The 13221-nt window shown below is 60.0% G+C and carries 11 protein-coding genes; 5 read left to right on the top strand and 6 right to left on the bottom strand.

Going from position 1 to position 13221, the window contains the following annotated elements:
* Window position 1: 1 nt before the first annotated feature.
* Entirely contained in the window at window positions 2-352 is a 351-nt protein-coding gene (locus I3J13_RS06800; RefSeq protein WP_004444057.1) for a P-II family nitrogen regulator, read from the bottom strand.
* Between the two features lie 212 nt (window positions 353-564).
* Window positions 565-1449: an acyl-CoA thioesterase II gene (gene tesB, locus I3J13_RS06795; RefSeq protein ID WP_196378349.1), complete on the bottom strand. Its 885-nt coding sequence runs from the start codon at window positions 1447-1449 to the stop codon at window positions 565-567.
* Between tesB and I3J13_RS06790 the strand changes: the two genes are divergently transcribed.
* The 4 genes from I3J13_RS06790 to fdxA all read left to right on the top strand — a co-directional run bounded on the left by I3J13_RS06790 (window position 1425) and on the right by fdxA (window position 7205).
* The gene (locus tag I3J13_RS06790; protein ID WP_420867940.1) at window positions 1425-2750 is read left to right on the top strand and encodes a ubiquinone biosynthesis hydroxylase; all 1326 of its coding nucleotides are present in this window, start codon (window positions 1425-1427) and stop codon (window positions 2748-2750) included. The genes tesB and I3J13_RS06790 overlap by 25 nt on opposite strands.
* Before the next feature lie 456 nt (window positions 2751-3206).
* Window positions 3207-6287: a helicase-related protein gene (locus I3J13_RS06785; RefSeq protein WP_196378428.1), complete on the top strand. Its 3081-nt coding sequence runs from the start codon at window positions 3207-3209 to the stop codon at window positions 6285-6287.
* A 4-nt stretch (window positions 6288-6291) separates the two neighbouring features.
* The gene (locus I3J13_RS06780; protein WP_196378348.1) at window positions 6292-6708 is read left to right on the top strand and encodes an RNA-binding S4 domain-containing protein; all 417 of its coding nucleotides are present in this window, start codon (window positions 6292-6294) and stop codon (window positions 6706-6708) included.
* Window positions 6709-6866: 158 nt separating this feature from the next.
* Window positions 6867-7205 carry a ferredoxin FdxA gene (gene fdxA / locus I3J13_RS06775; RefSeq protein ID WP_003520294.1) on the top strand — a complete coding sequence of 113 codons (339 nt, stop codon included), beginning with the start codon at window positions 6867-6869 and terminating at the stop codon, window positions 7203-7205.
* 75 nt (window positions 7206-7280) lie between these two features.
* Here the strand turns inward: fdxA and holA are convergent, their stop codons facing one another.
* From holA to leuS, 3 genes are read right to left on the bottom strand one after another with little or no spacing between them, the layout of a single operon-like run.
* Window positions 7281-8318, bottom strand: a complete 1038-nt coding sequence (holA, locus tag I3J13_RS06770; RefSeq protein WP_003520295.1) for a DNA polymerase III subunit delta — start codon at window positions 8316-8318, stop codon at window positions 7281-7283.
* A gap of 11 nt (window positions 8319-8329) precedes the next feature.
* Window positions 8330-8875 carry an LPS assembly lipoprotein LptE gene (locus I3J13_RS06765; protein ID WP_059759796.1) on the bottom strand — a complete coding sequence of 182 codons (546 nt, stop codon included), beginning with the start codon at window positions 8873-8875 and terminating at the stop codon, window positions 8330-8332.
* Complete coding sequence (leuS, locus tag I3J13_RS06760; RefSeq protein ID WP_196378347.1) at window positions 8868-11498, bottom strand: leucine--tRNA ligase; 2631 nt, start codon at window positions 11496-11498, stop codon at window positions 8868-8870. Before leuS ends, I3J13_RS06765 begins: the two co-directional genes overlap by 8 nt.
* A 193-nt stretch (window positions 11499-11691) precedes the next feature.
* Between leuS and I3J13_RS06755 the strand changes: the two genes are divergently transcribed.
* Window positions 11692-12351 carry a YggS family pyridoxal phosphate-dependent enzyme gene (locus I3J13_RS06755; RefSeq protein WP_196378346.1) on the top strand — a complete coding sequence of 220 codons (660 nt, stop codon included), beginning with the start codon at window positions 11692-11694 and terminating at the stop codon, window positions 12349-12351.
* A gap of 59 nt (window positions 12352-12410) precedes the next feature.
* On the opposite strand, the gene I3J13_RS06750 is transcribed toward I3J13_RS06755, so the two are convergent.
* The gene (locus I3J13_RS06750; protein ID WP_196378345.1) at window positions 12411-13112 is read right to left on the bottom strand and encodes a DUF1013 domain-containing protein; all 702 of its coding nucleotides are present in this window, start codon (window positions 13110-13112) and stop codon (window positions 12411-12413) included.
* Window positions 13113-13221: the final 109 nt, after the last annotated feature.

Genomic DNA, 13221 nt, shown 5'->3' with positions numbered 1-13221 from the left:
TTCAAAGCGCTTCTGTGTTGGTTTCGCCGGTACGGATGCGCACGGCCTGTTCGATAGAGTAAACGAAGATCTTGCCGTCACCGATCTGCCCGGTCTTTGCCGCAGACGCGATCGCTTCGACAGCCTTGTCGACGACGTCGGATGGAACTGCGATCTCGATCTTCAGCTTGGGAAGGAAGCTCACCGCATATTCCGTGCCGCGATAAATCTCGGTATGCCCCTTCTGGCGTCCGTAACCCTTTACCTCGGTCACGGTCAGGCCCTGGATGCCGACGCCGGTGAGCGCTTCGCGCACTTCATCCAGCTTGAACGGCTTGATAATGGCCATCACAATTTTCATCTGGTTTCCCATCCTTTGTTTTGTCCTCGGCACGGAGCCGACTCTCCTGCCGCTGGCAGATCAGTAACAGCGACTGCGGACATACATTCAAAGGGCGTGCCAGTTTTGAGTGTGTATCTAACGTATTGAAATATAAAACTTATATGAAGGGCGTCTGAAAAAGGGGCATTTGTCGCCAAAATTTGCGTCTATTAAATGTGCGATTTTCAAAAAAAGCACATTATTTAATCATTTGCCCTTTTGCGGATCAAACCCTCCTGCGCCACGGAGGCGACCAGTTCACCCTGTCTGGTGAAAATATTGCCACGGGTCAAACCGCGTGCGCCGGAAGCGCTGGGGCTGTCCTGTGTGTAGAGCAGCCAGTCGTCCAGCCGGCAGGGGCGGTGGAACCACATGGCGTGGTCGAGGCTCGCCACCTGAATGGACGGATCGAAGATGGTCGTGCCATGGGCGTAGAGCGAGGTGTCGAGCAGGGTCATATCCGACAGATAGGCGAGAATGGCCGATTGCAGGCGCGGATCATCAGGCACATAGCCGACGGCGCGGACCCAGATATCCTGCTGCGGTTCGAGTTTTTCCTTGGAGATATAGTGGGTCAGCGATACCGGCCGTATCTCTATCGGCCGCTTGTTGCTCCAGTATTTGCGGATAGAGGCAGGCGCCTTGGCAAGAAAGGCTGCCTGCATCTGCTCCTCGCTCATCAGTTTTTCAGGCGGCGTCACGTCAGGCATTTTGATCTGATGGTCGAAACCATCCTCGAATATCTGAAACGAGGCCGACATGGAAAAAATGGCCTTGCCATGCTGGATGGCGACCACCCGGCGTGTGCAGAAGCTCGCGCCGTCGCGGATGCGTTCCACCTGGTAGACGATTGGCACCAGCGGATCGCCGGGGCGCATGAAATAGGCATGCAGCGAATGCACGAAACGGTCGTTATCCACGGTCCGCTGCGCGGCGATCAGGGCCTGCGCGATGACCTGGCCGCCGAAAACCCGCTGCCAGCCGATCTGCGGGCTTTCGCCCCGGAACAGGTTCTCTTCCAGCTTCTCAAGATCGAGTGTGGCGATGAGATTGGCCATCGGGTCTGACGTTTGCGAGGGATGCGACATTTTTTCGGCCTGCTCCGGCTGTAGGAAGACGTCACATGGTCTATAGTGCGCCGATGATGCGTGCACAAGATTTGAGGAGAAGCGCGATGCTGGACGTAGTGGTGGCAGGCGGCGGATATGTCGGTCTTTCCGTTGCTGTCGCAATCAAGCAGGCGGCCCCGCATCTTGATGTACAGGTGGTTGAGGCCTCTCCCGAGGATGTCTGGTCGAAGGACGTTCGCGCTTCCGCCATTATTGCGGCAGCCACCCGGATGCTCGATGTTTTCGGCATATGGAACGAAATCGAGCCGGAAGCCCAGCCGATACACAAGATGATCGTCACCGATTCGAAGACCGCCGATCCGGTGCGTCCCGTGTTCCTGACTTTCGACGGCGCCGTGGAAGAAGGCAGGCCGTTTGCCCATATGGTTCCGAACGTCGCTCTGGTGGGCGCATTGCGAGGCCTGTGCGAGCGCCTTGGCATAAAAATCCGTCACGGTCTCAGTGTTTCCGATTTTACCGCGGGTCCCCAGTCGACGGCCATTCGCCTTTCCGACGGGTCGACGCTCGAAGCGCGATTGCTGATTGCCTGTGACGGCGTTCGCTCCGCACTCAGGGACATGGCCGGTATCAAGACCGTGCACTGGGCTTACGATCAGTCCGGTATCGTGACGACGGTTGAGCATGAGCGGCCGCATGAGGGCTGCGCCGAGGAGCATTTCCTGCCATCCGGCCCCTTCGCCATCCTGCCGCTGAAGGGAAACCGTTCTTCACTCGTCTGGACCGAACGCACGGCCGATGCCGACAGGCTGGTAGCTTCCGACGATCTGGTGTTCGAGGAAGAACTGGAGCGCCGGTTCGGTCACAAGCTCGGTCCTCTTCGTCCGGTCGGTCCCCGCCGCGCCTTCCCATTGGGTCTGACGCTGGCGCGCTCTTTCGTTGCACCGCGTTTCGCGCTTGCGGGCGATGCGGCGCACGGCATTCACCCGATTTCCGGGCAGGGCCTCAATCTTGGCTTCAAGGACGTGGCGGCTCTCGCCGAAACCGTGGTCGAGGCCGACCGGCTCGGCCTCGATATCGGCTCACTCAACGTTCTGGAGCGTTACCAGTCCTGGCGGCGTTTCGACACGTTGCGGATGGGCGTGACGACGGATGTGCTGAACCGGCTTTTCTCCAACGATATTGGCCCTATCCGTATCATGCGTGATTTCGGTCTCGGCGTGGTGGATCGTTTGCCGGGTCTCAAATCCTATTTCATCGGTCAGGCCGCCGGAACGACGGATGCTAATGCGCCGCGTCTGCTTGCCGGCGAGGCGCTCTGACCCGACCCTTCGTCATCTTTCGGATCGGCTTTTCCGGGATTGCCGCTTGACAGCCGATTCCGGGATTTTCCGCCCGTCGGCTTTACCGTAAAGCCGAATCCGGCCAAGGACTTATCCGGATTCATAATCTGGTATGGTCTGCGCCATCGCCAACCAGATATTGCGGAGAACAAAAGCTGAATCCCATCGAGTCAGCGATTCGTATTCGATTCGTTCGCAGACTGTTCCGCTGCCGAATCGATTTCATTTTCGCCGGATTCTTTTTGTTTATTCAACTGGTTGAATCTGAACGGAAAATTCCGTCGACAGGTCGCCCTGCGCCACTTTGCGGGTGAGGCCTATTGCCTTTGTCAGCGGGCGTTGCCATGTGTGGTGCGTGAGGCCCGTATCGGTGATGCCGGGCGCACGGCAAGCAGATGAAGTCGATTCGCGGATAGTACGTTGAATTTTCGCCCCATGATCCTGAGCGGCCGCGGTGTCACGGCCGTTCTCGGCCCCACCAATACTGGCAAGACCCATTACGCGATTGAGCGGATGGTCGCGCATGGCAGCGGTGTCATCGGCCTGCCGCTGCGTCTTCTGGCGCGGGAGGTCTATACCCGCCTCGTTGAAAAGGTGGGGGCGCCGAATGTGGCGCTGATTACCGGCGAAGAAAAAATCGCACCGCCCAAAGCCAAATATTCCGTCTGCACGGTGGAAGCCATGCCGCGCGAGACGACGGCCGCCTTCGTCGCGATCGACGAGGTGCAGCTGGCGGGCGATCTCGAGCGCGGGCACATCTTCACCGACCGGGTGCTGCATCTGCGCGGGCGGGAGGAAACGCTGCTGCTTGGCGCCGGCACGATGCGCCCTATCCTCGAAAAACTGCTGCCGGGAATTACCGTTGTGGAACGCCCGCGCCTGTCGCAGCTCTTTTATGCGGGTCAAAAGAAGATAACCCGCCTGCCGCAACGCACGGCGATTGTCGCCTTTTCCGCCGATGAGGTCTATGCCATCGCCGAGCTGGTGCGCCGCCAGCGCGGTGGTGCTGCCGTGGTGCTGGGCGCGCTTTCGCCGCGCACGCGCAATGCGCAGGTGGGGCTCTACCAATCCGGCGATGTCGAATATCTTGTCGCGACTGACGCCATCGGCATGGGTCTCAACCTCGATGTCGACCATGTCGCCTTCGCGCAGGATCGCAAATTCGACGGCTATCAGTTCCGCAATCTCAATCCCGGCGAGATCGGCCAGATCGCCGGCCGCGCCGGCCGCCATCTTCGCGATGGCACATTCGGCGTGACGGGGCGTGTCGATCCGTTCGATGACGAGCTGGTGGAACGGATCGAAACCCATCAGTTCGATGCGGTGAAGGTTCTGCAGTGGCGGACGAAAAATTTCGATTTTTCCTCCATCGCCAATCTGCGCCTGAGCCTCGATGCCGCGCCGGCGATCCAGGGACTTTCGCGCGCCCTGCCGGCAATCGACCAGCAGGCGCTGGAATATCTGTCGCGTTATCCCGAGATCATCGATGTGACGACGACCGATTCGCGGGTGGAAAAACTCTGGGAGGCGTGTGCGCTTCCCGACTATCGCCGTATTGCTCCTGCCCAGCATGCCGACCTGATCTCCACGCTCTATTTCGACCTCGTCAAACGCGGGGCGGTGAACGAGGATTTCATGGCCGAGCAGGTACGTCGCGCCGACCGGACGGATGGAGAGATCGATACCTTGTCTGCGAGGATTGCGCAGATCAGAACATGGACTTATGTATCGAACCGCCCAGGATGGCTTGCCGATCCGACACACTGGCAAGAAAAGACTCGGGAAATCGAGGATCGATTGTCCGATGCGCTACATGAAAGGTTGACGAAACGCTTTGTTGATCGCAGGACATCTGTGCTCATGAGGCGCCTGAGAGAGAATGCGATGCTTGAAGCTGAAATCAGTGTAAATGGTGATGTCTTCGTAGAAGGTCATCACGTCGGCCAGTTGGCCGGGTTCCGGTTCACGCCGGTGCCGGGAATGGAAGGGCCGGATCAGAAGGCCGTGCAGGCTGCGGCGCAGAAGGCGCTCGCGCTCGAATTCGAGGCGCGTGCCGCGCGTCTGCATGCCAGTGGAAATGGCGATCTCGCTTTGAGCTCCGATGGTCTGGTTCGCTGGTTGGGCGAACCGGTTGCCCGCCTTTCGGCCGGCGACAACATCATGAAGCCACGGGTGATCCTGCTTGCCGACGAGCAGTTGAACGGCAATGCCCGTGATCACGCGCTGGCGCGCGTCGAGCGTTTCGTCAATCATCAGATTGCGACCGTGCTGAAGCCGCTGGACGATATTTCCCGCGCCGAAGACCTTCAGGGTCTGGCGAAGGGTCTGGCGTTCCAGCTCGTGGAAAATCTTGGCGTGCTGTTCCGCCGCGACGTTGCCGAAGACGTGAAGTCTCTGGATCAGGATGCGCGCGCCTCCATGCGCCGTTACGGCGTGCGTTTCGGCGCCTACCACGTTTTCCTGCCTGCGCTTCTCAAGCCCGCCCCGGCGGAGCTTGTGACGCTACTCTGGGCTTTGAAGAATGACGGTCTCGGCAAGCCGGGTTACGGCGATCTCATTCCGGTGCTGGCCGCAGGTCGTACCTCGGTCGTCACGGATGCCAGCTTCGAGCGTATGTTCTACAAGCTCGCCGGTTTCCGCTTCCTCGGAAAGCGCGCCGTGCGTATCGACATTCTAGAGCGCCTGGCCGATCTCATCCGCCCGCTGCTGCAGTGGAAACCCGGTCAGCAGCCGCGTCCGGAAGGCGCCTATGACGGTCGCCGTTTCACGACCACGACCGCCATGCTTTCCATTCTCGGCGCGACGCTTGACGACATGGAAGAAATTCTGAAGGGCCTCGGTTACCGCGCCGATCAGGTGACGGCGGAAGAGGCGCAGGCCTTCCTCGCCAGCCACGCCGGTGCCTCTGCTCCGGCTGCCGCGGAAGCGGCGACGGCTGAAGAGGAAAGCGTCGAGACCGAGGAACACGAGCCGGCTTCCGAAGAACAGGTGTCCGAGACGGCGGCTGCTGTCGAAGGCGAAGCTGTCGAGGCGCCGGTTGCGGAAGCTGCCAGCGAAGAGGCTGTCGTAGCCGAGGCCGTGCCGGAAAGCGCTGAGGCCGCCGAGCCCAAGCCCGTTCTTCTGTGGCGTCCGGGTGGTCGCAACGAAAATCAGCGTGGTGAAAACCGTCGTCCCGGCAATCGCGGTCAGGGCCGTGGTGAAGGAGCGCGCGAACAGGGCGAGCGTCGCGGTGAAGGTCGTCGCGACAATCGTGACGGTGCAAACCGCGAAGCTGCCAATCGCAGTGGCGACGGCGAGCGCAAGCGCGATGGCGGACGTCCCGACCGTAGCAACAACCGCAACAACGATCGTCACGATCGCGGGGAGCGCAAGGACCGGCCGGAACGCAATGACCGTGGCGGAAAGCCGCAGGGTCAGCAGCGCTTCGAAGCCAAGCCGCCGCGCAAGGAAAAGCCGCTCGATCCGGATTCGCCCTTCGCAAAGCTCGCTGCCCTCAAGGAGCAGCTGAAGAAGTAAGCCCATGGGACGCAGCGAACAGCCACTGGAAAGCACGCGTCAGCGTCTGGACAAGTGGCTGTTCTTTGCCCGCATGGCCAAATCCCGTTCGCTTGCCCAGAGCTACATTCAGTCGGGCCACGTCAAGGTCAACGGCATTGCCATTCGCCAGTCCAGCCATGTGGTGAAGGCGGGCGACAGGCTGGAGATCGGCTTCGAGCGGATGGACAAGGTGCTTGTCGTCAAGTCCGGCGGAACACGGCGTGGACCCTATGACGAAGCCAGACTTCTCTATGAAGACGAGACGCCGCCGCGGGAACCTTCCGACAGGCTGACACCTCTCGAGCAGGCGTTGCGCCAGCCAGGCAGCGGGCGTCCCACCAAAAAAGAGCGCAGGGCGCTCGACAGATTTCTGTCTGACAGCGACGGAAGCAAAGATTAGAATAAACCTCCGGGTCGCACCCGTTTTTCAGAATTGTTTATCCTTGCTATCTGCAAGCAAAGGCATTACGTCACTTGCGAAATTGCCCTGTCTGAATTCCGGGCGACGGCTTGTGTTCCGAAGCCCACAGACCCGGCCTGCATATTCTGGAGTTCATCATGACATATGTCGTGACCGACAATTGCATCCGCTGCAAATATACCGATTGCGTTGAGGTCTGCCCCGTCGACTGCTTTTACGAGGGTGAAAATTTCCTCGCGATCAATCCCGACGAGTGCATCGATTGCGGTGTCTGCGAACCGGAATGTCCCGCCGAAGCCATCAAGCCCGATACGGAGCCGGGTCTCGATAAATGGCTGAAGCTCAATGCCGAATATGCGGCAATCTGGCCTAATATCACGATCAAGCGCGACCCGATGCCGGAAGCCAAGGAAATGGACGGTGTCGAAGGCAAGCTCGAGCTTTATTTCTCCGCCGAGCCCGGACAGGGCGACTGAGTTTTTACGGCCTGACCGCGAAACCATGATTTAAAAAGCCCTCGCAGCAGCAGCGCGAGGGCTTTTTGCTGGGCCTCATCCGCCGCGGCCGGATTGCAGCGTGGTCGACAGCAATGTCAGAAGGGCCACGCTTTCCTCCAGGCTTTGCCGCTGACGGCTTTGCAGGATGGCGGCCTGCAGACGGTTCATCTCGCGGGCGATCGCCGCTGGCTGCCAGGTTCGCAGTGCTCTTTCGATGATGGGTTTTCTGCGGAAATGGATGTGGCGTCCAAGTGTCTGCATGACCTGACCGGCCTGCAGTTTTTTCTCATCCATTTCGGCCCGCATCTGGTCGAGCAACTGGAATTGCTTGAGGCACCCCTGGAGCACAAGGAAGATCGGGGTCTTCGAAGAGACGATCTTCTGCGTCGCGTGGAAAAAGGCGTTTCTGTCGCCTTTCAGAATGGCGTCGACGGCATCGTCTGCGGAAACTGTGCTGGCGTCTCCGATGATCGCCAGCACATCGTCTTCCTCGACCACGTCGGCTCCGCGACAATAGAGCGCCAGCTTGCGGATTTCGTTGCGCGAGGCAATACGGTCACCACCCAGGGATTCGATTAGCCTCTGTCGTGCGGCTGGTGCAATGCGCAGATTATCGGCGGAGAGTTCCTGATCGATCAATGCGTTCAATGAGCGCGCATCGTCGGCATAGCAGGGAATCGCAGCGATGGAGCGTGCCGGTTCTGCGATCTTGCGTAGTCCCGTACCCTTCTTGATGTCGCCTGCTTCGATGATGAGGAAGCTCGCTTCCGGCGGTGTCTCGGCAAGAATCTGCAGCGCATCCACCAGCGCCTTTTCGGCCGCAGCACCTTTTACCCAGACGAGTTTTTCGCCGCCGAAAAGGCCGATGGCATTCACCTCGTCGAGCAGGCGGCCGGGGTCGCCCTGCAGATCGGATGCGGTCAGTTTCAGCGATGCGAAAGCGTCATCGGGATCGATACCGGTCTTTTTGGCGATGACGCCTGCGCGCTCCGACACGAGACCGCGATCCGGGCCGTAAAGGACGAAAACGCGAAAGCGCTCCGCCGGATTTTCGGCGAAGCGCTCAAATTCATGGGACTTTATCTCCGTCACGGCCGCCGCTCTCAGCGGCCGAGCGTGGCGGCGATATCGGTGCGGATGATTTCAGCCAGTTCCCGGGCCGCACGGTTCTCGGCGTCGCGGGTTGCCCGGATCTTGGCGAATTCCTGCTGCGGCAGGTCCACCTGCGCTGTTACGCTGCGGCGTGCGGAGCGCAGGATTTGACCGTCGGAAACGCGTGTCAGCACATATTGACCGCTCATCACGACACGACCAGGGTAGGGACCATCGTAATTGTTGTTCGCGCGGGTCGTCAGGTCGTAATTCTGCACTTCCGTTGACGTGGCGCTCGAGCTTACGGAAATCTTGACGTTATATTGCGCCGTGGCGGGTTCGCCAGCGCCGCCGGACATCAGAAAGATCAACTGGTTGCGGACTTCCTGCCCGACTCTGCCACCGACGTCGGAGACGCTGACGGCCGCCAGTCTTTCCTTGGTTCCGGAAGCTTCCCCATAAAGCGGGCGCACCTGGCAGCCTGCCAGAAGACCAGCCATCGTCACGACGGAAATTGCTGCCGCGACGCGGCCCCATCTTGAAAAAACGTCAGACAACAATGTTCACAATCCTCTGCGGAACCACGATGACTTTCTTGGGCTCGCCACCGGCAAGAATGGATTTGACGGCATCCAGCGCAAGGGCGGCCGTTCGGACCGCATCTTGATCCGCATCGCGCGCGATTGTCAATTCGCCACGCTTCTTGCCGTTGACCTGCACGGGCATGACCACATCGTTTTCCTCGACCAGCGAAGCGACGAAGGCCGGCCACGGCGTCTGGGCCACGAGGCCCGTATTGCCCAGTGCGGACCAGCATTCTTCCGCCAGATGCGGCGTCATGGGGGCAATGATGCGGATGAGGATTTCGACGGCGTCGCGCGCGGCCGCCTTGACGTCCTCAGGTTTGCCGCCAGAAGCAACATCGGCGAGCGGGCCGGCCAGCGCATTGACCAGTTCGTAGATGCGGGCGATGGCCTTGTTGAAGGCGAGCTTGTCCAGATCTTCCTGAACAGCCTTCAGCGTCTTGTGGGCCGCCTTGGAGGCCGCCAGCCCTTCGCCTTCGATCGCAGGCTTCGGCTGGACGGTTCTCAGCTCTTCCGCCGCTTCGCCGATGATGCGCCAGACGCGCTGGACGAATCGGTTTGCGCCTTCCACCCCGGCTTCGGACCAGATGACGTCGCGATCGGGCGGAGAGTCCGACAGCACGAAGAAGCGTGCGGTATCGGCGCCGTAGGATGCGATGATATCGTCGGGGTCGACCACGTTCTTCTTCGACTTCGACATCTTCTCGATGGAGCCGATCTTCACCTCTTCGCCGGAAGAGAGCAGGAAGGCGCGGCGCGTGCCGTCGTTTTCCTCGATCCTGAGTTCGGCCGGCGGCACCCATTCGCGTGCGGTGCCTTCGCCGCGGCTATAGGTCTCGTGCACCACCATGCCCTGCGTGAACAGGCCCTTGAAGGGTTCCTTGACGCCGACATGGCCTGTCTCGCGCATGGCGCGGGTGAAGAAGCGCGAATAGAGCAGATGCAGGATCGCGTGCTCGATGCCGCCAATATACTGATCGACCGGCAGCCAGTGGTTGGCGACCTTCGGATCGGTCGGTGCGTCTTCCCACGGCGCGGTGAAGCGCGTGTAATACCAGCTGGAATCGACGAAGGTATCCATCGTGTCGGTTTCGCGACGCGCGTCATGGCCGCATTGCGGGCAGGAGACATGACGCCAGGTGGGGTGCCGGTCCAGCGGGTTGCCGGGCACATCGAAAGTCACGTCGTCGGGCAGCTTGACCGGCAGGTCTTTTTTCGGGACCGGTACGACGCCGCAGACTTCGCAATGGATGACCGGGATCGGGCAACCCCAATAACGCTGGCGGGAAATGCCCCAGTCGCGCAGGCGGAAATTGACCTTGCGCTCGGCCTGCGGCGTGTTGCCCAACGTCTGCGCAGAAAGCTTCTGCGCCATCGCCTCAAAGGCGTCAGCCGTCTTCATGCCGTTCAGGAAGCTGGAATTGATCATCACGCCGTCATCGGTAAAGGCGGTATCATCGATGGTGAAGTTTGCAGCATCGGGGCCTTCAGGGGCAACGACAGCCACGACCGGCAGGCCGTATTTGCGGGCGAAATCCAGATCGCGCTGGTCACCCGACGGGCAGCCGAAGATCGCGCCGGTGCCATAGTCCATCAGCACGAAATTGGCGACATAGACCGGCAGCTCCCAGCTGGGATCGAGCGGATGCACGACCTTGACGCCGGTATCGATACCCTTCTTTTCAGCCGTTTCGAGTGCTGCGAGCGAGGTGCCATGGCGGCGGCATTCGTCGCAGAACTCGGCAATTGCCGGGTTGTTAGCGGACAGTTCTCTCGCCAGCGGGTGGTCGGCGGCGATTGCCAGGAAGGATGCGCCGAACAGGGTGTCCGGGCGCGTCGTATAGACGGTGATGTCGGAGAAACCTTCCGGTGCCGTGTCGGCAACGGTCTGCCAGCGCAGTGACAGGCCTTCGGAGCGGCCGATCCAGTTCTTCTGCATAAGGCGCACTTTTTCCGGCCATTGGTCGAGCGTATCCAGCTCGTCCAGCAGGTCCTGGCTGAAATCGGTGATGCGGAAGAACCATTGCGTCAGCTCGCGCTGTTCGACCAGCGCACCGGAGCGCCAGCCGCGGCCGTCGATCACCTGCTCGTTGGCCAGAACGGTATGGTCGACCGGGTCCCAGTTCACTTTGGATTGCTTGCGGTAGACCAGACCCTTTTCCATGAAATCGACGAAAAGCGCCTGCTGGCGGTGGTAATATTCCACGTCACAGGTGGCGAATTCACGTGTCCAGTCCAGCGACAGACCCATGGATTTCAGCTGGCCGCGCATGGTGGCGATGTTCTGGTAGGTCCAGTCTTTCGGGTGAACCTTGTTCTGCATGGCGGCGTTTTCGGCAGGCATGCCGAAGGCGTCCCAGCCCATCGGGTGCAGGACGTTGAAACCGCGGGCGCGCTTGTAGCGGGCGACTACGTCGCCCATGGCATAATTGCGGACGTGGCCCATGTGGATGCGTCCCGACGGATAGGGAAACATCTCCAGAACGTAATATTTCTCGCGCGGATCGCTGTTGTCGGTAACGAAAACCTTGTCTTCGTTCCATTTCTGCTGCCAGCGCGGCTCGGCGTCGCGAGGATTGTAACGTTCGATGGCCATTGTTTAGAATTCCGGGTATCGAGGGGAAAAATTTGCGCTGACCTTCACCATGAAACGACCGGGGCGTCAAGTTTGGCGGGGCATTCGGGCGTTCAATCTTGGCCAGCGTGCCTCAAATGGTGCTAAACCCGCTTGGCATCAAGGCAATCGGCGTCTAGTTAGCGTTGCGAATGGTTCAAATGAAGGTCTTGTGATGGAAATCGAAGCACGTCTTGAGGATGTCAGGCAGCGCATTGCCGATGTTGCGGAAAAATCCGGACGCAAGGCGGCGGATGTTGCCCTCGTCGCGGTCTCGAAGACCTTCGAGGCGGAGGCGATTCAGCCGGTCATCGATGCGGGCCAGCGCGTGTTCGGCGAGAACCGCGTGCAGGAGGCGCAGGGCAAGTGGCCAGCGCTTAAAGAGAAGGCGCCTGATATCGAGTTGCATCTGATTGGCCCGCTACAGTCCAACAAGGCAGCGGATGCCGTGGCACTGTTTGATGTCGTCGAGAGCGTCGACCGCGAAAAGATCGCCCGCGCACTTGCCGAGGAATGCGGTAAACAGGGGCGCAGCCTTCGTTTTTATGTGCAGGTCAATACAGGGCTTGAGCCGCAAAAGGCGGGTATCGATCCGCGTGAGACCGTGGCTTTCGTCGCCTTTTGTCGGGATGAGCTGAAATTGCGGGTCGAAGGACTGATGTGTATTCCGCCGGCGGATGAAAATCCGGGTCCGCATTTTGCGCTTCTGGCGAAACTTGCCAAACAATGTGGGCTTGAGAAGCTTTCCATGGGCATGTCGGGCGATTTCGAAACCGCCGTGGAATTCGGCGCAACGAGTGTCCGTGTGGGCTCGGCGATCTTCGGTACGCGATAAGGCTGCAAATAAAAAACCCGGCGCTGAGGCCGGGTTTTCAAACTCTAAAAGACGTTCGATCAGTAGTGATCGTCTTCGTCTTCGTCCTTCTGCGTAGACTTCAGCGAGCTGAGCTTCTTGAAGACCGCATCGGCGTCGATCTGCTCGTCTTCCTCGCGCTGGAAGCTGTAGTCCAGACCTTCCGTCACCGTTGCCGGCTGCAGCGTATTGTCGAGTTCTTCCGCGGTCGGAAGCGGACGGCCGCGCGAGGCGCGTTCGACTTCGAGGTCGAGATCGATCTGGCTGCAGAGGCCGAGCGTCACCGGGTCCATCGGCGTCAGGTTGGCCGAGTTCCAGTGGGTACGGTCGCGAATCTGCTCGATCGTCGACTTCGTGGTGCCGACGAGACGCGAGATCTGCGCATCCTTCAGTTCCGGGTGGTTGCGAACAAGCCAGAGAATGGCGTTCGGACGGTCCTGACGCTTGGAAACCGGGGTGTAGCGCGGGCCGCGGCGCTTGGATTCCGGCACGCGGACCTTCGGCTCGGAAAGCTTGAGCTTGTGGTTCGGATTGCCTTCGGCGCGGGCGATCTCGTCGCGGGAGAGCTGTCCGGTTGCAATCGGATCGAGACCCTTGATGCCCTGTGCGGCTTCACCGTCGGCAATCGCTTTGACTTCGAGCGGATGCAATTTGCAGAACGTGGCGATCTGATCGAACGACAGCGCGGTGTTGTCAACTAGCCATACAGCCGTAGCCTTTGGCATGAGCAATTGTTGAGCCATAGATACAGTCCTTCTGTCCGTCCGCGCCGGTGTCGCGGGCCGTGGGTATCAACCACTAATTTCCGGGATATGGGGGCTCTATAGCCGCATTGCATCAGAATTGCAATTC

It is taken from the genome of Agrobacterium leguminum, from assembly GCF_015704895.1.
In the GTDB taxonomy this organism is placed as follows: domain Bacteria; phylum Pseudomonadota; class Alphaproteobacteria; order Rhizobiales; family Rhizobiaceae; genus Agrobacterium; species Agrobacterium leguminum.
Note: the sequence above shows the minus strand (reverse complement) of the source record. Positions and strands in the feature narration are given on the sequence as shown.